This is a genomic window from Methanomassiliicoccaceae archaeon, assembly GCA_034928305.1.
In the GTDB taxonomy this organism is placed as follows: Archaea; Thermoplasmatota; Thermoplasmata; order Methanomassiliicoccales; family Methanomethylophilaceae; genus VadinCA11.
In genome coordinates this window covers 32,852-54,204 of sequence record JAYFOZ010000002.1, presented here as the reverse complement: position 1 = coordinate 54,204, position 21,353 = coordinate 32,852, and the positions used below count along the sequence as shown (strand labels likewise).

The window sequence follows — 21,353 nt, the reverse complement described above, 5'->3', positions numbered from 1 at the left end:
GTCCTGGAACGATTAGATAAAATATCGACAGACCATAGTGCATCCGATGCAGACGGGAGCATACAAGCCGATGAAGTTCGAGGACCTTTCAGAGGTCTACAGGGAGGAAAGGTCGAAAAACCTCCTTTCAGACGTCAGGAGCGACCTATATCCTGCGATGACCTCGCTTCTTGCGTCCCTTAAGGCAGATTACGACCGTTTCCTATCCAATGACCCTGATTCCATCATGTGCGAGGGCGCCAACCAGCGCCGCAAGAAGGCGAACCGTCTGGCTAGGGAGATCGTTGCCCTGAGGATGCAGAAGATAAGCTCGATGGCCCTCCGGGCGGCCGGGGGGGCGCAGGGAGTGACCGACATACTTACTCCCGAAGAAAAGACGTATTATGCCTCGGTGCTCGAGGCCTCGAACATCCATATGTCGTCCATAGACAGGATGACGGGGCACGTGAAGTACGAGATACGCCCCATAGATGTGGCCAAGGAGGTCAGACCGCCTGTCCCGAGGGCCCCTGAACCGCAGACCCTCAAAGACATACCGGTCTTCGACGACGGGCCCGAGGACTTCTCCGAAACCGAGGAGATAATATCGTCGCCCGAGCCGGCCGTGTTCGCAGACGAGGAGCACGAAGAGCCGGATTATGTTCTCATAAGGGTCTTGGAAGACCTGCCCGTGTTCGCGGGTCCCGACCGCGACTATGATCTGAAGAAGGAAGACCTTGTGACCATGCCCAAAAGCATGGCCGATGCACTGATATCGAGGAGCAGGGCCGTACTTGTCAGGCCTTCGCCCTGATGGTCCTTGTATCGCCGGGGAACTCCAGGCAGTCTATGTTGAGACGTTTCTCGCCGATGATCCGGGACACCGTGTCGCGGGCCGTGTCGGGCGTGTTGTTGGTTTTGCTCAGATGAGCCAGGAATACTTTGCGCCCCTCCCGTTTCGTACGCATTATCGCGTTGGCGCAGGCTACGTTCGAAAGATGCCCGATATCGCTGCCGATAAGCCTTTTGAGGCTCGGCGGATACGGCCCGTCGGTCAGCATGCGGCTGTCATAGTTCGACTCGATTATTGCCAGGTCCGACATCGACAGCGCGTGCTCCACCTGATAGGTCAGCTTGCCCGTGTCGGTCGCCACAAGGATCCTTGTGCCATCGATCTCGGTCATGAATGCGTTGGGTTCTGCCGCGTTGTGAGATGTCGGAAGCGGAGTTATCCTCATGCCGCACAGATCGAACGGCGTTCCGGTCGATATCTGACGGAAGTCTATCTGGCCTAAAGTACAGGATTCGAAGGTCGGCCTGTTGCAGTATACCGGGATGTCGAGCTTCCTGGCGGTCGCCCCCGCGCCGGAGACGTGGTCGCTGTGCTCGTGGGTAAGCAGCATCGCCTTGATGGACGTCGGGTCTACGCCCTCCTGGTCCATCAGCGCCATTATCCTGCGGCAACTGATGCCCGCATCTATCATGATCGCCTCGCCGTCCGACTCTATGATAGTACAGTTTCCGTCGCTGCCACTGGCCAGAACATGCGCTTCGAATAATCCCATCCTTTATGCCCTCAGACCTTTTTTTTGTAAATGTGGAACACTATGTCCCCTCTGGAAATTATCCCTACGAGGACGCCTTTCTCCAGTACCGGGACACGGTTGATCTTCCTCTCGAGCATCGCCTTGAGCACGTCCACGATGACCGCGTCGGGGGTCGTGGTCAGAACGCTGCGGGTCATTATGTCCTCCACCTTTGTGTTGGAGACCTCGTCGGCCGCGTCCTGGAGAGCTACGTTCTCGATCTCGGAGTCCATGGGATAGGAAAGCATTTTCCCGCCCCCTGTCCCCATCTTCTCCTGGCGTCTGACAATGAGGTTGAGGATATCGTCCTCACTGATTATACCCACAAGGTGGTTCCTGTTGTCGACCACAGGAGCGCCTGAGATATTGTCGACGGCGAATTTGATGGTCGCGCGCTTGACGGTGTCTCCCGGTTTGAGCGTGACGACCTGCGTCGTCATGAGATCCCTCACTTTGAGCTGCGTCATCTTGGCACGTTATAGGTGAATTCGGTTATATTCATTTGTACAATCACCTGGTTTCTTCTATTATCTGGAGGATAAAAACAGACAGGTTTATTAATGAAAACAGGTTGTAGAGGTTTCGCAGGGGCCTGTAGCTCAGCTAGGTAGAGCGTTCGACTCTTAATCGAACGGCCAAGGGTTCGAATCCCTTCAGGCCCGCCATCTCATAACTTATCTCGCCTAAAAGGCGGTCGAACTTGCAAATACGCTTGAATTTTTAATGACTGAATGGCATTCGTTTATTGTTCTGTGAAAACGGAGCCGGCAACCTAAACATTATCGTTCAATTATTTTTATAAATATATCAATATAATAAAACGGGAAGTGGTTTGAAAAATCCCGAGGCCCGTGGGCCTTCCAGGATGTTTTGTATTTACTGGGTCTTACGGCATATTAGGACTGGGCATGCGGCCATCCTTGCGACTCTCTCAGCCACGCTTCCCAAAAGGACCCTCGAAACGCTGGTACGTCCCACCGAGCCGCATACTACCAGGCTATGATTGACCGATTCGTCCACTATGGCTTCCGCCGGGTGTCCCACCACTATCTTCGGCACGACCTCGATGTCTCTTTCGGCCGCCTCTCTGAGCACATAATCGATGGCGTCCTTCGACACCTTGTTGCTGAGACTTTTGATGTCCTCCGCCGATGGGACGTTTCCCGTCGCCGAGGCATAGTATTCCGTATCGAAGACAAAAAGCGCCGTCACCTTAGAAACATTGATCCTGGCTATGTCCAATCCCTTGCGTACGGCCAGATTGCTGGTCTCGCTCCCGTCGGTCGCGATCAGTATGCTGTCGTAAAGCGAAGCGAACCGGGAGGGCTCCCTCTGCTCGACTGTCCTTTTCTTCTCTTCCTTTGACTTCTGCCTCGAAATCATGGTAACGGCGGCGAACACGGCGCATATACCCAGTACGAATATTCCGATGTAGATGAACGTGCGGAAATATGTTCCGGCGGCCACTATGACCGGCGCAATTATGATCGACGACGAGAACGTACCGATGTTCATCGCCACCGAGTAGCCGCCCATTATCTTGCCGGACCCTCCTGCCTGGGAATAGTAAGAAAGGCTTCCTATGACGGTCATCGTGATCAGGCCCATTCCTATTCCCACGAGGACCATCGCCGATATTATCGCCAGGATGCTCGAAAGGTTGAGTCCGCAATATGCCAGACCTATGAGGAACAAAGCGACGACGTATGCGTTCTTATCCTTGAATTTGTTGGAAGAGCGTGCATATAGGAGGCTGAACGCCGCCTGTGTCACTCCGAGGGCCCCGAGCATCAATCCACAGACGGTCAAGTTGTATCCCAGGTCCGTCATGTGATATGGCAGGTTCGTGGGAAGGATGAACATCAGGAACATTGCCATGAATATCATCGCATAGCAGAGCGCCACCTTGGAACGCTTGTTGGGGATCACCATGGCAGGCATCATGCTGTCCATCTGTTCGACCTTGGCCGGCTCACGTATCGAGAACAGCGCGAACAGGAGTATGGGCAGACCTATGAGATAGATCAGGAAGGGCTCCTGCCATCCCATGTCGGCAAGGGAGCCGCCCATGGTCTCCAGGAAAAGTACGCCTACACCCATCGCCGCAGACTGATAGCTTATTACCTTGGCCCTCTCCGCGCCCGAGTAATACTCGGCCGTAAGAGCGGTGGTAGCGGTAGATATGCCCGCGATACCGATACCTAGAATGAAACGTCCGATCAGAATGGTCTCAAGGGTGTTCAGGAAAAATCCCGAAAGCCCCGCGACGGTGAATATCACAAGGGAAACGATGAATACTTTCACCTTGCCGAACCTGTCGGCGAGATATCCGACCCCCATGCCGGTTATTGCGACGGCCAGGGCCGGCAGGGTGACCAACAGCGAGATGACGACTGTGGAAGTCTCCGGAAAGGCCTCGCTCATCGGCTTGAGCGCGGGTGCGACGGCGGCGGCCCCCATGAGGATGATCATTGAAGAACAGAGCAGCGTGATCAGCGTCAGCTTGTTGGGTTTGAAGCCCTTTTTACGTTCACTCACAACTCGCTCAATGTGAACTTTTATTTATCGTTTTCCAAAACAAAGATCGAATCCAAGCCGATGGGCGGGCTTTACATAACCCATGTTTAAAGCCTGTTATTTAAGCCGGCAATATGTCTACCGTCCATGATCAAAATAGATGAAGTGTGTCCCGATACCAAGATCGCCGACCCCATTGAGAGGGCGATGGATTACTGCCTTTCCACCGATTCCAAGGACCCGATCAAGATCCTGAGAGCGCTCATGAAAGACCCTGCGATACCTTTCCATGGCCCGGTCCACCATTCGCTGGTACCATTCGCAGTTCTCACGGCGTACAAGAACAGCGGAGGAGATATCGACCTCCCCCTCGCCATGAAGAAGGCCCACGAGCGCGGCTCCATCATACCGGGAGCGGTCTGCGGACACTGGGGCGCATGCGGCGCAGCGCTGGGATGCGGCATATCGTTCAGCATCATCACCGGGGACGGCCCGTTGGCCAAGGACATCTGGAGGAAGGACCAGATCATGGTCTCGCGCTGCCTTGCGAACATAGCGAGGTTCGGAGGCCCGAGGTGCTGCAAGAGAGATGCGTACCTTGCGATACCCGTAGCCGCAGAGTTCTTCAAAGAGCACCTGGGAATCGAGATGGAGATCCCCGGGAAGATCACCTGCTATGTGTCGGAAAAGAACAGCACCTGCCTGAAGGAAGAGTGTCCTTTCAATCCCGGGCACAAGGGATGAATCTGTTACCGGGCGGACCCGGTGTTCGGAATGATTGCTATCGCACCTTGGAGCGGTATTTTGCTCCGAGAACGGTACCTGAGCCGTTCTTTCATATTATGTGAACAGGGCAATCCTCTCGATCGAGAACTGCATAGAGTGCAGAAGCTAAAAGCCAGAGATATTTCTTTATTCTGTTTTGCCTTGCCCCATATTATTCGATGCCTTTTCATAATTGAATTATAATTGACACTTTGTCGTATGAAGAACAACATGCCATCTGTACCCGAATCGGACAGCGCTTTCTCCTTCGAAAGAACAAAACGACTTAAAGGCATGCTGATCCTGGGCGTTTTTCTTTTTCACTTTTGCAACTTTTTTCCCACTGAGGTGAGGCCGGATATTGGGCACACGATGGTTGGTGCGTTTTTCATGCTTTCAGGCTTTGGACTTTTAGAAAGCTTCAAGAGAAAAAAGAACTACCTCGATGGATTTGTTGGCAAAAAGACGGCCAGACTATTGGTCCCTGTCTGGATCGCCGGAATAATTGTATTGATAGTTAATTGGACTGTGTATAATAATCATTTAGTTCTGACTGAAAATGCATATTTATACGATGTCATCTCCGGCGGAGTAACAACTACTGGCACCTGGTTTGTCGTCGAGCTGATAATACTCTACATGTTTTTTTACCTCGCTTTCAAGTATTTAAAAATGAAATGGGCAATTGTCGCAGTTTCTTTGGCGACGTTTTTATTGATGGTTATATTGTCTCCGCAAAAATACGGCATGTGGTACGCATCTGGGATGATGTTCCCGGTCGGGCTTATAATCTCATATTGGAAAGATAAAATAGAGTCGTTTGTACCGCACCTAATACTGGCTATATCGATAATCGTTTCAATTATCCTTGCATTATCGATGGAAAATCTCAGAATGACTTCGTTTTCAAATCTATTATTTGGAAATCTACAGTGCTTATTTGTTTCGCTTTTTATAATAGCGTCCTTACTTACCAGAAAAACTGGATTCAAAATCTGGATCTTGACCTTGTTGCTTTGTAATGTAGCTTATTTCCTTCTTGGAACAATGTTACAACTTGGACCGAATCTTATCACAGCCATGCCTGTGATCACTGCACTCCTGATTCCAGCAGGCACAGATATCATATCTCCTTTGACGAACTTCTTTGGAAATATATCATATGAGTTTTATATAATTCATGTAACAATGTTATATGTTTCCAGAATCTGGTTCACTGAGATGCTGTCGTGCTTCATGTCCAGCTTAATTCTGGCTTTGATAGTGGCAATTATTATCAATAAAGTCACCAAGGTTTTCATCGATGATAAGAAAAAAGATGCTTCTCTGAAATCCAGTTGATTATTGGAATGACGTACCGATAGATCTGCTTCTATGATTCAGGATCCGAGGATCTCCTTCGCGTCGCTGTATATCTTCTCCGCCGGATAGGTGCAGGGCCATTTCTCTTCGCCTTCGATGATCTTGAAATCATATTTTTTGGCGAAGTCTTCGGTTGCGCGGTCCATGTCCGCCCTGTCGCCCAGCCCCGTATCTATCTTCACCACGGTGTCGTATCCGCACAGATCGAATATCCACTTCATCATTCCGACGTCCCTCTCCGGCATGCCTTTGAACATCTCGTTGGCCGCCATGAAGTCCTCCCAGTTCGTTGCCACCGCGGGCGTGAAAAGCATCTGGCCGGTGTGAGCTTTCAGAAGTTCGCGGTACTTGTCGAGGCCCCCGACCGCAACGCCGACGCAGTCGTCGCATACTCTGCCCGATTCATCCCTGAAGACGACCGCCGGGCACAACCCTTTCTCCTCGGCCCACTTGGAGATGTCCCATCCGTAGTTCCCGCACATTCCGTAATAGATTGCGATTACTCCGCTGGATGCCGACGCGTCTGTGATCTCTTCCTCGATCTTGGCCCGGAGATCTTTCGGCTCGGCGTGAAGTCCCAGATCCAGCATTTTGATGACTATGGAGAAACGGGAAGGTTCGAAAGTCTCTAAACCGTTGTTGAACGCCCGTCCGTCTATCTCGGTATACGGAATGCCGTAGCGATCGAGCTTTGCCCTCAGGCTCTTTGAAGGTTCGGCCTCTACCAGGTAGATGTCCTTGTCCTCGGTATCCCTTCGAAGGCAGTATATCAGCTCGTCCTCGAGTATCGGGCATCCTATAACCGTAAGCACCCCTCTGGTCATAAATTACGGTACATTTCAGTCCATATAAATGTTTGATGTCTTTTCCATCGGACGATGGAACAGCAACAGTTTTTATTACACGGCATATATCAGCAATCATGACCGACGTTATACTGCACACGAACATGGGCGACATAACACTGAAACTGTACACCGACATGCCGATAACCACCGGAAATTTCATCAAACTGGTTGATAAAGGCTTCTACAACGGGATAATGTTCCACAGAGTTATCGACGGCTTCATGATCCAGGCCGGCTGCCCCCAGGGGACCGGGACCGGAGGTCCGGGATATACCATAGAGGACGAGTTCGGCAAAGGTCACTCCAACGTCCGCGGGACGATCGCAATGGCCAACACCGGGCGCCCCCACACCGGCGGTAGCCAGTTCTTCATCAACATGACCGACAACACATACCTTGACAAGGAGAACAAGTCCACCCCGTACGCGCACCCCGTGTTCGGCGAGGTCGTAAAAGGCATGGACGTCGTCGACGCGATAGGCAAGGTAAAGACGGGAAGGAACGACCGCCCGGTGAAGAATGTCGTCATCGAGAGCGCCGAAGTAACGGAATGATCATGTCTAGACACGTCACCGAGTGCCTCGGAAAGACCAAGGTCGTTGTGGAGGATGGCAAGATCGTCGAAGTGGGAGAGCCTCAGCTGAAGAGGTGCCCGCTTTTCGGGAAGCACCGCGGGATCGAAGAGTTCGACACCGAATCCGTACGCAACAACATACAGTTCCGCATGAATGACTTCGGCCTCTTCACCGAGGACCGCAAGGTCAGGATGCCCGACTTCCTATCTTTCGGAATATCGGAGATACTCGGCACGGCGCTGAAGCACGGTGCGATCGACGCTGCGGTCATAGCGGCCGACGGATGCGGTACCGCCGTGGTCACCGACCCGGAGATCGTCCAGGGAATGTGCGGGCGCATCTCTGCCATAATCGAAACATCACCTATCGAAACCGTGATCGCCGCGGTCGGAAGGCACAGGGTCCTCGATCCCGATACTGCGGAGATCGATATGCTCGCGGGACTCGAAAAGGCATATTCGATGGGTTTCCGTTCGGTCGCCGTAACGGTATGCGGAGCCGATGACGCCGTGAAGGCCAGGGACTCCTATGGATACAGCGCCGTTATCATGGCAGTCCATACGTCGGGAACTTCCTACAGGGACGCCGTAGTGCTTTTCGACAACTGCGATGTCATAACCGCATGCGCTTCCGCAACCATACGTCAGGAAGCAAAGAACCGCAACGTCGTAACTGCCGGAAACAAGGTCCCGATCTACGGAGTGAGCGATAAAGGGAAAGAACTTGTCAACTTGAGGCTGAAGGAGATCGGAAAAGAGCCTTGGACCGGAAATCCGCCCGAAGACCCTCCTTCGCCGCTTATCTGACATCTACTACCAGATGTGTTCCGGAACGAAGGTACATGACCGGGATGCCTTCCTTCCTAAGCTTACTCCTGAGGTCCTTATCGTTCGTCAGTACATGCGCTCCGGTGCTCTTTGCCAGTTCCAGGACCGAAGCGTCCCCCGAGGAGCTTGTCTGAATTATTTCATAACGCCTTGCGAGCTCTAGCGCCACGGGAGCGAACTTGTGCTCGAGGCGCTTAAGCTCGCCGATGATCGGCCCCGGGACGATGAAATGAACGTCTCCGAGGACCTCGCGGACGGCGAGGTCGAGGTTAAGCCTGACCTCGAACGGCATAAGGAGCGCATTCGTATCAAGAATAACGTTTGTGACCATGGTCTCACTGTTCTACGAGGCCGTATCCGATGAGCCTCCACTTGTTGGAGATCCTTCTGGATATTGCGACCCTCTGCCCGGGCATCACGCACACGGGTATTTTCAGGACCACGTCGGCTGAACCGTTTCTGGCGCTTTTTACCACACCTACTGTGGTTGCGGTACCTACGCTCAGCATGAGCGGCTCGTTGCTCTTGATCTCTTCGACACTGAGTTCGGACGAGGAGCCTACGACACGTTCCATCAGCACGGTCTGCATTGTGAAATCGTTCACGACGGCGGGCAGTTTACCGGGGGACCCCAGCATCGTGCCTGTAAGGCCGTCCGACTTTGTTATGGACGGGTCGAGCTCTGTCCCGATGGCTATAAGCCCTCCGGGCTCCACGGACTTCACCATGTGACCCCCTCCCTCGAGGGATGTGATTTTTGCAGTGATCTTTTCGTAGGTCATCTTGCCTGCGACCTCTACCCTTCTGCCCGGGACGATCTCGATCTCGTCCCCTATCTTGAGCCTGCCACGAATGAGGGTTCCTCCTATGACTCCCCCTCTCAGGTCCTTAGGCAGTGTACCAGGCGAGTTGATGTCGAAAGAACGGGCCACGTGCATCAGCGGAGAGGACTCGGTATCTCTGTTGATCTTGTGGATTATGTGCTTCTGGATGGCCTCGATCAGCATATCGATGTTCACTCCGTGGTTTGCCGATATCGGTATGATGGGCGCGTTCTCGGCCACCGTCCCTTTGACGAAGGCCTTGATCTCCCTGTAGTTATCCAGGGCCTGTTCCTTTGTGACTATGTCTATCTTGTTCTGAACGATCACGATGTGCTCGATGCCTATGATCGAAAGGGCCATGAGATGCTCTTTGGTCTGAGGCTGTGGACAGCGCTCGTTCGCCGCGACCAGAAGCAGGGCGCCGTCCATGAGGGCAGCTCCGGAAAGCATGGTCGCCATAAGAGTTTCATGCCCGGGGGCGTCAACGAACGACACCGCCTGAAGCAATTCGGCCTCTGAACCGCAGTTCTTGCACATCTTTTCAGTGCCATAAGCTGCGGCGCCCTGGCACTGCGGGCATTTATAGAATGCTACGTCAGCATATCCGAGGCGGATGGAGATCCCTCTCTTCACCTCTTCGGAGTGACGGTCGGTCCAATCCCCGGAAAGCGCTTTGGTCAGCGTTGTCTTGCCGTGGTCGACATGACCGATCATCCCGATGTTTGCCTCGGGCTGCTTGGGGACCTTCATCATTTCTCCGCGGGAGCTGCGCCGGAGGCGAAGGTCTCCTCAACTGATTTGGGTCCATACTCTGCGATGGCCATGTTGATCTGTACGATCTCGGCCGAGATTGTGGAACCGCGGACAGCTGTCCTCTTCCTCTCTCCTGGATATTTCTCGTGGAATCCGAGACCGTCGGAAAGCAGGAGCTTTCTCTTCTTCGCGCCGGGAAGGTCCTTCCTCATGGGAGTGCCGTTTCCGTCGCTTCCGCCTGTGATCTTTAGCTTGTAACCGGGGAGCCCTACGAAAATTCCGTCTACGACCTCTCCGATGTTTTTACCAATCAGAGAGTTCGCGTGGTGGCCCGACACGGCAACATTGTATGATTTGCCCGTCTTAACGTCATTGACGATAGTTTTGAAGTCTACCATTTGAACACCTGTAGAACCGCCTTAGCCGAGCGTTGCTTATATACTTTTTGATAAGGAGAAGACTCGATAAAAGGGCTTCGCGCATGGTCTGGTACACAGAAGGTACACCGTCTCATCGGACGGATATCTTTTTCTTGCGGCCCGTCAGGAGCTTTGTGAGACGGGATTTGAACTCGTCGATGGACGCGACGCTGCTGGGGTCCACCCCCGAGATATATGCCAGATACAGGGATACGTAGTCTCCGATCATTACCGATCTGATGATCTTCTCCGTTACGTTCTTGCCGCGTATCTTCAGTACCATGGGCTCCATGCCGTAAGATCTCAGCGTCTCTATGGATGCGTTTATGGCGTTCCGCTTGTACTTGTTCATCCTTTCCTCGTAAAGGAATATCGGCATGCACTTGTCCCTTACGTCTCCCTCGGACCAGCCCGATATCTCGTTGTGGCTGAACTCAGGTATCGAACCGGAGAAGGCCATCATCTTCGAGTTTTCATTCATCTGGCTCTTCCACCTGAGGGCCGAAGATGCTATGTCGGTGGTGGAATAGATTATAGGCACCTTGCCGTCGATCCTGCGGGCCACCTCCCACGCTATGCTGGTGTCGCTGGAGAGCTCGTCCCTGAGCACCTTGAGCTTGGGGAGCCCCCTTTGTATGGCGATCTTGCTGGTGGGATCTCCCAGCGCGTCCATGATGTTGATCGTGATTCCCAGTGTGTAGCCCAGGGCACATCTGGGCTGGAGTCCGGGAGTCACCTTGATTATGAAATCTTTGTTCTTCTCGGCTCGCTCCAATATCTCGCCGCCCGATGACAGCACTATTATCTGGGCATTCTTGGCTATGGCCTGCTCGTACATCGAGAGCGTTTCCTTGGTGTTGCCGGAATAACTTGAAATTATGACCAGTGCGTCCTTGTCCACCCATTCCGGGATGTCCGGGAAGCGCTGGATCTTGATGGGGCACTTCGCGGAGTCTGCCACGCAGTCGGATATGATGTCGCCCGCGATCGCCGAACCTCCCATCCCGCAGAACAGGATCACCTTGAACTTGAAGTCCATCTTAAGAGGGACCTTCATCGATTCCTCAAGGTTGTCCAAGAATGCGTATATATCTCCCGCGATATCGCTGGGATCCTTTTTCAGAACACTTGAGGCTGTATACTTCACTCACATCCCCCAGAACATGTCTTCTTTTCTCTTTATGGCGATGAGCTCTTCCATAGCCGCCTTCTCGTCACCGTTCAGGTCCATGTTCGGAAGTTGTTTTACCGATGACTCCAACAGGTCCACATACAGGACGTCGCCCTCGTTTATCTGCCTTCCCGCAGTAACGCCCTCTATGCCGACGGCGACCTCGTCTCCCTGAGAGGCCTCTTTCAAAGTGTCCTCTCCGGTGTGGATGCTCTTTATCTTACCGGCTTCTGCGCCCGTCGGCGTGACGAGCTTCTGACCTATCCTTATTTTCCCTGCTATCACGCGAACGCCGACTATGGCGGGCTTGCTGACTCTGAACGTACAGTTCGGGAGCAGGAGGATCTTCGCCGGGAACGCGAACTCGGAGCGCTTGTCGGTCTCGGCCTTCCTCTTGGCCTCGTCGCGCCACAGCACGTATTCATCGATCAGCTGGTAGACTATGGGATTTGTGAAGACGGCTATCGGCTGATTTTGAAGCTCGGCCTCGGCATCCTTGGAAATAGTCACATTGAATCCGAGGATGACGCTTTCGTTCCTGTCCCCGTATGCCGCCTCGACGATGTCCCTTCGGGTTATCTCGCCTATGCCGTACTTCCTGATGGATATTCCGGCCTGTTTCGCCTCGAAGGCCAGCGCCTCCAGCGATCCGACGGCGTCCGCCTTGATGGATATTCCGGCCTCTACGATATCGACCTTGATCTGCGATTCTTCTTTGATGGTTGAAATTAGCGGGTCGTTGGGCCCGCTGACCACCATGATCGGACCTCCGGCGATGGCGCCGTCCACATTCTGGCACGATATCTTGACGCCCGCCGCCGCGTTGAGCTCCTTTACGGAATCGAACCTGTCCCTCGGGTCGCGTATCTCGTCCAGGGGCTTCGGTTTCAATATGGCCTTTATCTTTGTGAGGATCGGAGCGCCTCTCGTTCCGAGCGCAACGGTGTCGCCGCGGCGGATGGTGCCCGAATAAAGAATTATGTCCAGGGTCTTCCCGAGCCCGCGCTCCTCCTTGATCTCCAATATGGTTCCTTTGCCGGGACCTTCGCTCTTCTCGAGCCTCGACTCGAGGAAACGCTGTGCCAGGCCTATGAGCACCAGCATCAGGTCTTGGATCCCCTCGCCTTCTTTGGCGCTGATAGGCACGAGTGCGACGGTCTTGGTGAAGTCGTCGATCCTGTCGTAACGGTCTGCGTAAATGCCTTCCTGGGACATCTGCGCTATGATGTTGTACATCTTTTCGTTGAACACTTCCATCGTACGTTCCTGCTGAGACTTCTCGGAAAGGATGAACGGACGGCCTTCGACGCTGTTCCACCCCTGTATCGTATCGATCTTATTCATCGCGATGACGAACGGTGTCTTGTACTGCCTCAGAATCCTTATCGACTCGATGGTCTGGGGCATCAGGCCCTCTTTGATATCGATCACCAGTACTGCGAGGTCCGCCAGGGAACCTCCTCTTGCACGGAGGGTCATGAATGCCTGGTGCCCGGGCGTGTCTATGAACAGAAGTCCCGGGACGTTGAATCTCTTTTTACCTAGAATTTGGGCACACATCTTGTAGATGTGGTCTATCGGCACTTCGGTGGCCCCTATATGCTGGGTTATCGACCCGGCTTCTCTGGCCTGGACAGACGTGCCTCTGATCCTATCCAGAAGCTTTGTCTTTCCGTGATCAACGTGACCGAGCACGCTGACGACCGGTTGCCTTATTGCCATTCGAAACCATGCCCCCACCGTCAGTTATATTTAAAGGGTTTAATGGGAAATGGTTTTCTCACTCGTAAATCCACTTGTCTGAGTCGCGCTTGTACTCGACGAGCTCTTCAGGCCTGAAGAAGATGGATATCTCCCTCTTGGCCGATTCTGCCGAGTCGGACCCATGGATCATATTCACGCCTGTGACCATGCAATAGTCGCCGCGTATCGTCCCGGGAGCGGATTCCTGAGGATTGGTTTTCCCCATGATGTTCCTGCAGACCGCGACCGCGTTGTCTCCCTCCAGCACCATCGCCAGCACGGGGCCGGACGTGATGTAGTCTATCAGAGAGTCGTAGAACTTCTTGCCCTTGTGCTCTCCGTAGTGGAATTCCGCGGTGTCTTTGGAGATCTTCATGAACTTCATAGCCACGATCTTCAGGCCCTTCGTCTCGAAGCGTGAGACGATCTCGCCGCAGAGTCCGCGCTGGACTCCGTCCGGCTTGATCATCAGGTACGTTCTTTCGATTGCCATGGAATCACTTGTTCTCTTCTGTAGCGCGCTTCTCTTCGAACTTAAGGCGGGCTGCTTTCTCGTCGCCGGCCTTCATGGTCCAAGCGGTCTTTCTGGGGACCCTCTTGAGCTCAATCATGTTCTTGTAGCACTTGTTGCTGTCGAAGAAGAGAACGGTTCCATCCCTCTTCACATACATCTTGCCGGTACCGGGCTCTATGTCGGTGCCGCAGAACGAGCATCTTCTAATCTCGACCAACGTCTCACCTCATTCCCAGTTTCCTGGCTTCTCTCGAGGTCTCTCTCAGCATGAGGATATCCCCCATCCTGACCGGACCCATGATATTCCTGGTGATGATCCTTCCCTTGTCACGACCGTCAAGTACACGGACCTTGACCTGGGTGGCCTCACCGGTCATCCCGGTGCGGCCGATAATCTCTACGACCTCCGCGGGGATGCTGTCAGTGTCTACCATTCAGATCACCATCATTTCTTGAGATTCTTTGCTGCCTGGGCAATCTCTTCGCAGAGTTGTTTGCCTTTGCCTACATCTATTATAGCGATAGAGGCCGTCGGCTTCTCGAGGCCGATCGAGTTTCCGAGTTCCGCCTTGCTGGGTACGTAAATGTACGCAACGCCCCTCTCTTCGCATAGTGCGGGAATGTGGGCGAGGATCTCGGGCGGGTCGACGTCAACTGCCATGATGACCATTGCCGCGTCTCCGCGCTCTACGGCTTTCGTAACTTCGTTGGTTCCTTTCTTGATCTTGCCGCCGTCCCTCGCGATCTCCGCGAGCTGGTAGGCTTTGTCAGAAAGCTCTTTCGGTGTCTCAAACTTTACAAATACAGACATTTAGATTACCTCTTTCCGGTCAATGACCTTCATCAATCATCGGCTCTTTAGAGCAGTGTTGCTATCTATTGCTCATATAAATTAATTGCTGGTCGCCGTCATTCGGTGCGGTGTGCGTGCCCTGCCAACTTCGTCAGCCTGGGATGCAGCCTGAATTCCTTTGCTGCATCGTAATCGGGATGTCTGCCCATGAACCATCTGACGTAAAGGGCGACCACTATCCCGCCGAGGGTGTTGGAGAGCATGTCCCTCATCGTATCGAACGGGCTGTACTGCATGTTGGTGCCCGAGATTATGTCCACCACCAGCTCGAAAACCTCCCAGTACACGCTCAGGGTCAGCATTCCGAGGACTATGAAGATAGACAGGCCCCTCTTCCCCAGCCGGACCTTTTTGTCATGGCCGTCCACGACCATCAGCGCATAGAAGACGCACAATCCCACCACTACCGATGATACTGTATGGGTGACCGAGTCGTACCAAAGCAGGTCGTCGTACTGCATGAAAAGCACACCGTACCCGTGGATGAATATCGCCACCTCGATCATCAGGACGAAAAACATCGGCAGCCTCATGATCTTTGCACGGCGGAACATCATCGGCACAAGACAGAATATCGAAGTGAAGAGGCCTGTGTTCAGCTGATATTCCAGCCTGTCCTCGAAAAAGTAGGAGCGGATGGTCAGTATGAGAAGGGCCGCGAACGCTATGACGCATATCGCATCCGAGACTGTATCCTTTTTAGATTCGTCCATATCAGGCGCCCCCTTTCAGAAGTTCCGATTTTTCCGTCCTCTGCGTCCAGAACCTCATCGCTAAAGCCACTATTATCGTCACGGGAACGGCCACGGTGGGCGGGGTCATGAGCTGGGAGTTCATCCATATCCTGGTATCGTCCATACCGGCGCCCTGGAAATCCGTATTGAAGACCGGCTCGCCCTGGAAGTACATCGAGGCGAACTGGATAAAAAGATACATTGCAGATATAGATAGGGCGAAAAGCAACGAGAAAAGAAGTATCCACCGCTTGGAGAGTACTATCTCGGTAGATGCGTCGATAAGCAGTGCCAGCATGTAACCGTATACCACACAGGTCCACGACTGCAGGACCAGGGAAACGACCCACAGGTCATACGTCCATTCAAAACACATGTATCCGCCGAGTGCCGCCTGGGCGGCCATCGGCACCATGGATGCGACGAGCAGGAAACCGTTGTAACCTCTGCCGCCGAGATATTTTTTGGGATACAGCACCAGCACGATACCGATGGCGGATACCGCGAGCCACATCCAGTCCACATCTGTGCTGGCCACCGATATGGCGGCGACGGCTAACGACAGTAACACGGACACAATATCCAATGGGGACATCGGACTGTGATTGGAACGTCGTATAATAAGAATTTGCAGTTAGGCGTTGACCGACTGGAACCTTTCCCCGTAGACTGTGTAATAGCCGCCCATATGAACATACACGGTCACGTTCTCTTCGGCGCTGGCGGCATATGTGATATCGCCGCTTATGTTGCCGTTTACGATACCTTCCCGGTAGTCCAGCACGGTCGTCGCATATGTTATCCCGGAAGCTATTATCTGGGCGCAGTCCGAAGAGTGGTCGTCGTCCATATCGCCGCCTACAAAGACCATTGTCCCTTGGGAGACTTTCATTGCCGTGATCGAGCTGTAACCGCTCTCGGACACGTAGGCAAGAGGGGTCCCGATTTCGGACCTGAGGCCGTGATAGACGTTGTGGGTCCTCAGGCGGAGCTGGTTGCATATGTCGCCTGAGCGGCTCACCTTTTCCTGGCCGGCCGATGTGTTGAAACTGTCAGCGGTCAGGCCGAAGGGGAGAAGATACGTATCGTCCGGGATCTCGGAGCAGCCGAACCAATATATCGAACCGCCTGCGTCCATCCAGTCGGCGAACAGCGGGTCCGTTGCGTCCCCGTCATAGATCTCTTCGGGAAAAAGCCCGAAGGGGAAGAGTATGGCCCGCCCCGTCGCATCGCCGTTCATTTCCCCGAGAACTTCCGCAACTTCCGCTAAGATGATATTTGTAAATCCTCTCAACTCCAGCTCGTTCTCGATGCTGGCATAGTAGTTGCTGCCGTCCAGGCATATTATAAGCTCCGTCACGGGCGAGACGCCGTGGTTGTCCAATGCGATTACATTGTATTCTATGGATTCCGACGCTTCCAGCGTGTACTCGGCCCCGGATATGCCGATATCTAAGTCCGATCCGTAGCTGTAGGGATTGACAAAATAAATGCTGGCCTCCCCGATGCCGACCATCGTTACCACTGCGACGATGACGATCATTATGCCGACGTTCTTTTTCACGGGGACTCCTCCTCCGTGGACCTGTCTCTCCGATAGTTACAGATGTAAGTTACGAAGACCGAGTAGATTGAAATGGTCACTGCCGCGCCCATCACTATGTTCAGGAGCGTCTGCCTTGTGATACCTGTCATTATCTCGGTGTTCAGCCACCCGATGCCGTTAAGTATCGTCTCGGAGGACACCAGTCCATAATATATCGAATCCTGGAAGAAGAGCGCGTAGCTGTTCATGGTGATGGCAAAAAGCGTCGCCGTTACTGCGATGGATATCAGCGGCACGATGTACCTTTTTCCCGGAGGAGTGTCGGCGGTCGCCACCACGCATATCAGAAATGGCAGTATCAGAAGAAGGTACGTGGGGGTGGGGGTCCACAGGAAAACTGCCGCGGAGCTCAGCAACAGCAGCAGCATCAGATTGCGTTTGAAAACATCATTCGGGATCCTGTACGCCACGAATGCTATAGCCAGTTCCAATATGAATATGACCGGCTGTAGCGCGACCACCACCAGGTTCCCGCTGGAAGTGATCGTGTCCCACATAGATGTGGCCGACCCGGAGATGGTGGAGACGCGCGAGACCACAAACCCGAAGGCCTCCGCAGTGGTCCCGTGCATGAACTGGGGAAGGAATATCAGGAAGGCCGCGACCAGGAACCCTGCCACGGCATATGCAACGGACCTTATCTGCACGGCCTTGTCGTCGTGCTTTCTTACAATGCATACGATGAATATGAAAACAAGATAGGCAGGGAAGAACTTGGTGAATGCGGCAAGGCAGAACATTGCCCCTGCCGTCGCGTACTTTCCATCCATTATAAGAAGCAGCGTCAGAAGCATGAACATGATGGAGATGTTGTCGAAGGTCCCCTGCGCCGCAGATGCGTAGATCACTATGGGGCAGATGAACCATAATCCGAACGCCAACGTTGCCTTCTTCTCGTCATGTCCGAGCTTTTTGACCATCTGATAGATCAGATAGCCGCATATGATGTCCACCAACGTCAAAAACGACTTGACCAGTATGCTGAATCCGGGAGATACCACCATCTTACCGTAGTACTCCCATTCCGCGCCCATTACCGGGAGCAACGGATCCGCAATGGTTCCGTAAGAGCCTATTCCGAACAGAAAATTGGCCAGAAGGCCGATGAACCCCAGTATGTACCCCCATACCGGAGTGTAATAGTAGCCCGAGATGTCGTAGAGCCCCTGCCCGGACTGAGCGTGCTGGATAGTGGTCGCCCAGAATCCGATATCGTAGTTGTACGTGGCCAACGGGATAAGCACGGCCCTTACGATTATCCCCGCTATGGCAAGAAGCACTATGGGTTTCTTGAAGAATAGTCTCAGGACATGCGCTGAGGGGCTCGGCTCGGCACAATCTCCCATGATGGCTCGAATAACTTCTGCGTATATCAGCGTTCGGACAAGGATTATAACATCCGATATCATTGGCCGCCCCCATGCGTATAGCCATGTTGACCGACAGCTATTATCCCACACGGGACGGGGTGGTCACTTCGATAACCACTATACGCAAATCGCTGGAGGATCTGGGACATGAGGTCTGGGTCGTCGCCCCGGACCCGGGAGAGGATAAGAGAGTGAATGACGACCATGTCCTATGGCTCAGGTCCGTCAGCTTCAAAACGTACAAGGGCTACTTCGTACCGGTATTGCCCTCGGCGGACTATTCCCGGATGCGCGGCCTCGACCTTGACGTCATTCACGTACACGGGGTCGCTACAATGGCCGTGAGAGGACTTATACTGGCACATTACCTGAAAATACCTGCGGTCATGACATTTCACACAATGGTCGACGATGTGATGCAGCAATACTCTCCGATACGTTTACCGGAGGGGAAGCTCAGAGGGATGGTATGGCTATACCTGAAGAACGCCATGAAGAGGATGGACGCCGTCATCGCTCCCACGGAAGCGATAGGGAAGGAGCTCACTGGACATTCCCAGAAGATCAGGCTTCTCCGCGTGATACCCACGGGCGTGAACACCTCGGTATTCCGCCCCGGGCTTGATGGCGGAAGGTTCATCGAGAAATATGGATTGGATGACAGTAGAATAGTCCTTTTCGTGGGCCGTATCTCTTTCGAGAAAGAGATCGATATGGCAATACGTGCCATGAAGAATGTCGACGGAGCGTCCCTGATCATCGCAGGAGCAGGGCCCCAGAAGGAAGAACTAGAGGGTCTTGTGAGGGACCTCGGTATGGAAAATAAAGTAAAATTCCTGGGATTCGTCCCGGATGCGGACCTGCCGTACGCCTACGCGGCGGCGGACGCTGTGATATCCTGCTCCAGGTTCGAGACCCAGGGGCTTTCCATCCTTGAGGCGATGGCCTCCGGACTGCCGTGCGCATGCCGCAATGCCAGGGCCTTCACGAGCATAATCAGGAACGGTGAGAACGGGTTCCTGTTCGACGGAGAGGAGGGATGCACGGTCGCCATTGAAAAAGCCTTGAACGCAGGTGACGAAGTGAGAAACGCCTCGCTCGAGACCGCCAGGGGCTGCTCGGCGGAACTTTCGGTAGAAAAGACCGTGGACCTTTACAGAGAGGTCATAGAAGCCAAAAAGAAGAGATCGGAGGAAAAATAATGTTCAGTATAAGCGAGTGGATGCTCGGTGTTTTCGGCCCCTACGGCGCGGCTGGAGTGATCCTGTTCGTTGCGTTGATATTCTTCATCGACGCGGTGTTTTTCCCGACGCTTCCCGAATTATTTTTCGTTATCGGCTTCATGTACATGCCTGAGAGCATAACATTCGGCATCGCGCTCCTTGTGGCCGCTTCCATCGGCGAGGTCCTCGGGATAGCGTTGCTTTATGTGATAGTCGAGCGCATCCGGATGCCCGAAAGGATAAAGAAGGTGGCCAGTAAGTATATCGGGTTCCTGATGGTAAGCGACGAACGGATCTTTCTGGTCAACCGTTTCGCACCCATGGTGCCGTTCGCGGGAGCTTTCATCTCCATGGTCGAAGGCTGGCAATTCAGAAAATGCATGTTCTACATCGTGCTGGGATGCTATCTCAAGTTCGGCGTTATACTGCTGTTCAGCAAGTTCTTCTACGTGTTCTTCAGCTCAGATATGGCCCAGACCTTCACGATAATAATGGTGTTCGTCATCATAGCGGTAAGTTTCGCAGCATCCCTGCTCAAAAGGAAAAAGGAGGGCATAGAAGGGTGAAGTTTGTAGACGTCAACCCGTTCTTCTATCCGTACAGAGGCGGCATAGAGCACAGAATGCATGATACCGCAAGACTGCTGGCACAAAGAGGACATGACGTTACGGTACTGACGAGCCGGCTGCCCGATACCTCTGAAGAGGAGATGACGGAAGACGGCTACCGCATCGTCCGTCTGAAATCCAAATTCATCGATATATACAATCCCCCGTTCGTTTCTTCAAAAGGGGTCCTGGAATCATTGAAGTCGATGGACCCGGATGTTGTAAATTATAACTATCGCTGGGCTCATTCGTACAACAAAGACCTGAAACAATACGACGGAAAGAAGATTTTCACATACCACAACGTGTGGGGCGAGGGCATAGGGTGGCAGTCCAAGCTCTCGGAGTTCAACGATAACAGGTTCAGGGGAACCTTGGAGACCTTCGACCACATAATCTGCGTCAGCGACTATGTCAGAAAAGACCTGGCGTCCAGAGGCATACCGGACGGTAAGATGACGGTCATACCTTCCTGCCTGAGCTCGTTCCCGGAGAGGTCCTGCGAGGAGGGGGATTTCATCCTCTCCCTGGGACGTCTGGTAAGGACCAAAGGGCTCGAATATCTGGTGGAGGCCATGAAGAGCGTGGACTGCAGGCTCATAATATGCGGTAAAGGTCCGGAGGAATCCAGATTGAAGAAACAGATCGGGAAACTGGGCTTAGACGACAGGATCGAGATGAAAGGGTATGTCGGCGAGGAGGAAAAGGCCGAGCTTATGGGGTCCTGCAAATTCTTTGCAATGCCATCGTTATTTGAATCGCTGGGTCTTGCCTCGATAGAGCTGATGTCTTACGGGCGGCCGATCGTTTGCACCGACGTGAACGGCCTTCCCGAAACCGTTGGGGCCGCCGGATGCGTCGTTCCGCCAAGAGACCCTGCCGCCCTTGCGGGTGCGATGAACTCGCTTCTTTCCGATGAAAATAAGAGGCGGGAAATGGGATCTTTGGCCAGGTCCCGCGCCGAGATATACGATTGGAACAACCACATCGGGCGGCTGGAAGAAGTCCTGGGCACAGTGGCGCAGGGAAGGGACGTTCTCTAAAAATAAAGGCATAACCCGCCGATCGGCGGGTAA

25 protein-coding genes and 1 tRNA gene are annotated in these 21,353 nt (G+C 53.4%); 9 read left to right on the top strand and 17 right to left on the bottom strand.

The window, feature by feature from the left end:
* Positions 1–46: 46 nt before the first annotated feature.
* Positions 47–793 (top strand): hypothetical protein, encoded by a 747-nt coding sequence (locus VB016_01960; protein ID MEA4977304.1) that lies wholly within the window; start codon positions 47–49, stop codon positions 791–793.
* Here the strand turns inward: VB016_01960 and VB016_01955 are convergent.
* Together VB016_01955 and VB016_01950 are read right to left on the bottom strand one after the other, a co-directional pair.
* Complete coding sequence (locus tag VB016_01955) at positions 777–1,544, bottom strand: MBL fold metallo-hydrolase (protein MEA4977303.1); 768 nt, start codon at positions 1,542–1,544, stop codon at positions 777–779. The two genes, VB016_01960 and VB016_01955, sit on opposite strands and share 17 nt — an antisense overlap.
* An 11-nt stretch (positions 1,545–1,555) precedes the next feature.
* Complete coding sequence (locus VB016_01950) at positions 1,556–2,032, bottom strand: CBS domain-containing protein (protein ID MEA4977302.1); 477 nt, start codon at positions 2,030–2,032, stop codon at positions 1,556–1,558.
* Between the two features lie 121 nt (positions 2,033–2,153).
* On the opposite strand from VB016_01950, the gene VB016_01945 reads away from it, so the two are divergent.
* Positions 2,154–2,230 (top strand) — tRNA-Lys (locus VB016_01945).
* Positions 2,231–2,441: 211 nt separating this feature from the next.
* Here VB016_01945 and VB016_01940 read toward each other — a convergent pair.
* Positions 2,442–4,103: an MFS transporter gene (locus VB016_01940; protein MEA4977301.1), complete on the bottom strand. Its 1,662-nt coding sequence runs from the start codon at positions 4,101–4,103 to the stop codon at positions 2,442–2,444.
* Positions 4,104–4,229: 126 nt separating this feature from the next.
* Here VB016_01940 and VB016_01935 point away from each other — a divergent pair, with 126 nt between their 5' ends.
* Together VB016_01935 and VB016_01930 are read left to right on the top strand one after the other, a co-directional pair.
* Positions 4,230–4,826 carry a DUF5714 domain-containing protein gene (locus VB016_01935; protein ID MEA4977300.1) on the top strand — a complete coding sequence of 199 codons (597 nt, stop codon included), beginning with the start codon at positions 4,230–4,232 and terminating at the stop codon, positions 4,824–4,826.
* A 240-nt stretch (positions 4,827–5,066) separates the two neighbouring features.
* Complete coding sequence (locus tag VB016_01930; GenBank protein ID MEA4977299.1) at positions 5,067–6,188, top strand: acyltransferase; 1,122 nt, start codon at positions 5,067–5,069, stop codon at positions 6,186–6,188.
* A gap of 38 nt (positions 6,189–6,226) precedes the next feature.
* On the opposite strand, the gene VB016_01925 is transcribed toward VB016_01930, so the two are convergent.
* Positions 6,227–7,033, bottom strand: a complete 807-nt coding sequence (locus VB016_01925) for a DUF1638 domain-containing protein (protein ID MEA4977298.1) — start codon at positions 7,031–7,033, stop codon at positions 6,227–6,229.
* Between the two features lie 98 nt (positions 7,034–7,131).
* On the opposite strand from VB016_01925, the gene VB016_01920 reads away from it, so the two are divergent.
* On the top strand, positions 7,132–7,611 hold the full coding sequence (locus tag VB016_01920) for a peptidylprolyl isomerase (GenBank protein ID MEA4977297.1): 480 nt from the start codon (positions 7,132–7,134) through the stop codon (positions 7,609–7,611).
* Complete coding sequence (locus tag VB016_01915) at positions 7,608–8,438, top strand: methanogenesis marker 8 protein (protein MEA4977296.1); 831 nt, start codon at positions 7,608–7,610, stop codon at positions 8,436–8,438. Before VB016_01920 ends, VB016_01915 begins: the two co-directional genes overlap by 4 nt.
* Here VB016_01915 and VB016_01910 read toward each other — a convergent pair.
* The 13 genes from VB016_01910 to VB016_01850 all read right to left on the bottom strand — a co-directional run bounded on the left by VB016_01910 (position 8,431) and on the right by VB016_01850 (position 18,485).
* Positions 8,431–8,790: a twitching motility protein PilT gene (locus tag VB016_01910; protein ID MEA4977295.1), complete on the bottom strand. Its 360-nt coding sequence runs from the start codon at positions 8,788–8,790 to the stop codon at positions 8,431–8,433. The two genes, VB016_01915 and VB016_01910, sit on opposite strands and share 8 nt — an antisense overlap.
* 4 nt (positions 8,791–8,794) lie before the next feature.
* Positions 8,795–10,033, bottom strand: a complete 1,239-nt coding sequence (locus tag VB016_01905; GenBank protein MEA4977294.1) for a translation initiation factor IF-2 subunit gamma — start codon at positions 10,031–10,033, stop codon at positions 8,795–8,797.
* On the bottom strand, positions 10,033–10,434 hold the full coding sequence (locus VB016_01900; GenBank protein ID MEA4977293.1) for a 30S ribosomal protein S6e: 402 nt from the start codon (positions 10,432–10,434) through the stop codon (positions 10,033–10,035). The genes VB016_01905 and VB016_01900 overlap by 1 nt, the downstream gene beginning before the upstream one ends.
* Positions 10,435–10,546: 112 nt before the next feature.
* Entirely contained in the window at positions 10,547–11,602 is a 1,056-nt protein-coding gene (locus VB016_01895) for a bifunctional phosphoglucose/phosphomannose isomerase (GenBank protein ID MEA4977292.1), read from the bottom strand.
* A complete protein-coding gene (gene infB / locus VB016_01890) occupies positions 11,603–13,348 on the bottom strand; it encodes a translation initiation factor IF-2 (GenBank protein MEA4977291.1) in 1,746 nt (581 codons plus the stop codon).
* A gap of 58 nt (positions 13,349–13,406) precedes the next feature.
* Complete coding sequence (gene ndk / locus VB016_01885) at positions 13,407–13,862, bottom strand: nucleoside-diphosphate kinase (GenBank protein ID MEA4977290.1); 456 nt, start codon at positions 13,860–13,862, stop codon at positions 13,407–13,409.
* 4 nt (positions 13,863–13,866) lie between these two features.
* Positions 13,867–14,100 (bottom strand): 50S ribosomal protein L24e, encoded by a 234-nt coding sequence (locus tag VB016_01880; GenBank protein ID MEA4977289.1) that lies wholly within the window; start codon positions 14,098–14,100, stop codon positions 13,867–13,869.
* Between the two features lie 4 nt (positions 14,101–14,104).
* Entirely contained in the window at positions 14,105–14,317 is a 213-nt protein-coding gene (locus VB016_01875) for a 30S ribosomal protein S28e (GenBank protein ID MEA4977288.1), read from the bottom strand.
* Positions 14,318–14,328: 11 nt separating this feature from the next.
* A complete protein-coding gene (gene rpl7ae / locus VB016_01870; protein MEA4977287.1) occupies positions 14,329–14,694 on the bottom strand; it encodes a 50S ribosomal protein L7Ae in 366 nt (121 codons plus the stop codon).
* Positions 14,695–14,792: 98 nt separating this feature from the next.
* A complete protein-coding gene (locus VB016_01865) occupies positions 14,793–15,449 on the bottom strand; it encodes a hypothetical protein (GenBank protein ID MEA4977286.1) in 657 nt (218 codons plus the stop codon).
* Between the two features lies 1 nt (position 15,450).
* Positions 15,451–16,065: a hypothetical protein gene (locus VB016_01860; GenBank protein ID MEA4977285.1), complete on the bottom strand. Its 615-nt coding sequence runs from the start codon at positions 16,063–16,065 to the stop codon at positions 15,451–15,453.
* Positions 16,066–16,104: 39 nt separating this feature from the next.
* Complete coding sequence (locus tag VB016_01855) at positions 16,105–17,034, bottom strand: hypothetical protein (GenBank protein ID MEA4977284.1); 930 nt, start codon at positions 17,032–17,034, stop codon at positions 16,105–16,107.
* Complete coding sequence (locus tag VB016_01850) at positions 17,031–18,485, bottom strand: hypothetical protein (GenBank protein ID MEA4977283.1); 1,455 nt, start codon at positions 18,483–18,485, stop codon at positions 17,031–17,033. Before VB016_01850 ends, VB016_01855 begins: the two co-directional genes overlap by 4 nt.
* Before the next feature lie 11 nt (positions 18,486–18,496).
* On the opposite strand from VB016_01850, the gene VB016_01845 reads away from it, so the two are divergent.
* From VB016_01845 to VB016_01835, 3 genes are read left to right on the top strand one after another with little or no spacing between them, the layout of a single operon-like run.
* A complete protein-coding gene (locus VB016_01845) occupies positions 18,497–19,648 on the top strand; it encodes a glycosyltransferase (protein MEA4977282.1) in 1,152 nt (383 codons plus the stop codon).
* Entirely contained in the window at positions 19,648–20,235 is a 588-nt protein-coding gene (locus VB016_01840) for a hypothetical protein (GenBank protein ID MEA4977281.1), read from the top strand. The genes VB016_01845 and VB016_01840 overlap by 1 nt, the downstream gene beginning before the upstream one ends.
* Positions 20,232–21,320 carry a glycosyltransferase family 4 protein gene (locus VB016_01835; protein MEA4977280.1) on the top strand — a complete coding sequence of 363 codons (1,089 nt, stop codon included), beginning with the start codon at positions 20,232–20,234 and terminating at the stop codon, positions 21,318–21,320. The genes VB016_01840 and VB016_01835 overlap by 4 nt, the downstream gene beginning before the upstream one ends.
* The last annotated feature ends 33 nt before the right edge of the window (positions 21,321–21,353 follow it).

Bases quoted from the DNA above. Each gene is read 5' to 3' on its own strand.
- VB016_01960 (MEA4977304.1), top strand. From the start codon at position 47: ATGCAGACGGGAGCATACAAGCCGATGAAGTTCGAGGACCTTTCAGAG.
- VB016_01955 (MEA4977303.1), bottom strand. From the start codon at position 1,544: ATGGGATTATTCGAAGCGCATGTTCTGGCCAGTGGCAGCGACGGAAAC.
- VB016_01950 (MEA4977302.1), bottom strand. From the start codon at position 2,032: ATGACGCAGCTCAAAGTGAGGGATCTCATGACGACGCAGGTCGTCACG.
- VB016_01935 (MEA4977300.1), top strand. From the start codon at position 4,230: ATGATCAAAATAGATGAAGTGTGTCCCGATACCAAGATCGCCGACCCC.
- VB016_01930 (MEA4977299.1), top strand. From the start codon at position 5,067: ATGAAGAACAACATGCCATCTGTACCCGAATCGGACAGCGCTTTCTCC.
- VB016_01925 (MEA4977298.1), bottom strand. From the start codon at position 7,033: ATGACCAGAGGGGTGCTTACGGTTATAGGATGCCCGATACTCGAGGAC.
- VB016_01920 (MEA4977297.1), top strand. From the start codon at position 7,132: ATGACCGACGTTATACTGCACACGAACATGGGCGACATAACACTGAAA.
- VB016_01915 (MEA4977296.1), top strand. From the start codon at position 7,608: ATGATCATGTCTAGACACGTCACCGAGTGCCTCGGAAAGACCAAGGTC.
- VB016_01910 (MEA4977295.1), bottom strand. From the start codon at position 8,790: ATGGTCACAAACGTTATTCTTGATACGAATGCGCTCCTTATGCCGTTC.
- VB016_01905 (MEA4977294.1), bottom strand. From the start codon at position 10,033: ATGAAGGTCCCCAAGCAGCCCGAGGCAAACATCGGGATGATCGGTCAT.
- VB016_01900 (MEA4977293.1), bottom strand. From the start codon at position 10,434: ATGGTAGACTTCAAAACTATCGTCAATGACGTTAAGACGGGCAAATCA.
- infB (MEA4977291.1), bottom strand. From the start codon at position 13,348: ATGGCAATAAGGCAACCGGTCGTCAGCGTGCTCGGTCACGTTGATCAC.
- ndk (MEA4977290.1), bottom strand. From the start codon at position 13,862: ATGGCAATCGAAAGAACGTACCTGATGATCAAGCCGGACGGAGTCCAG.
- VB016_01875 (MEA4977288.1), bottom strand. From the start codon at position 14,317: ATGGTAGACACTGACAGCATCCCCGCGGAGGTCGTAGAGATTATCGGC.
- rpl7ae (MEA4977287.1), bottom strand. From the start codon at position 14,694: ATGTCTGTATTTGTAAAGTTTGAGACACCGAAAGAGCTTTCTGACAAA.
- VB016_01865 (MEA4977286.1), bottom strand. From the start codon at position 15,449: ATGGACGAATCTAAAAAGGATACAGTCTCGGATGCGATATGCGTCATA.
- VB016_01860 (MEA4977285.1), bottom strand. From the start codon at position 16,065: ATGTCCCCATTGGATATTGTGTCCGTGTTACTGTCGTTAGCCGTCGCC.
- VB016_01850 (MEA4977283.1), bottom strand. From the start codon at position 18,485: ATGATATCGGATGTTATAATCCTTGTCCGAACGCTGATATACGCAGAA.
- VB016_01845 (MEA4977282.1), top strand. From the start codon at position 18,497: ATGCGTATAGCCATGTTGACCGACAGCTATTATCCCACACGGGACGGG.
- VB016_01840 (MEA4977281.1), top strand. From the start codon at position 19,648: ATGTTCAGTATAAGCGAGTGGATGCTCGGTGTTTTCGGCCCCTACGGC.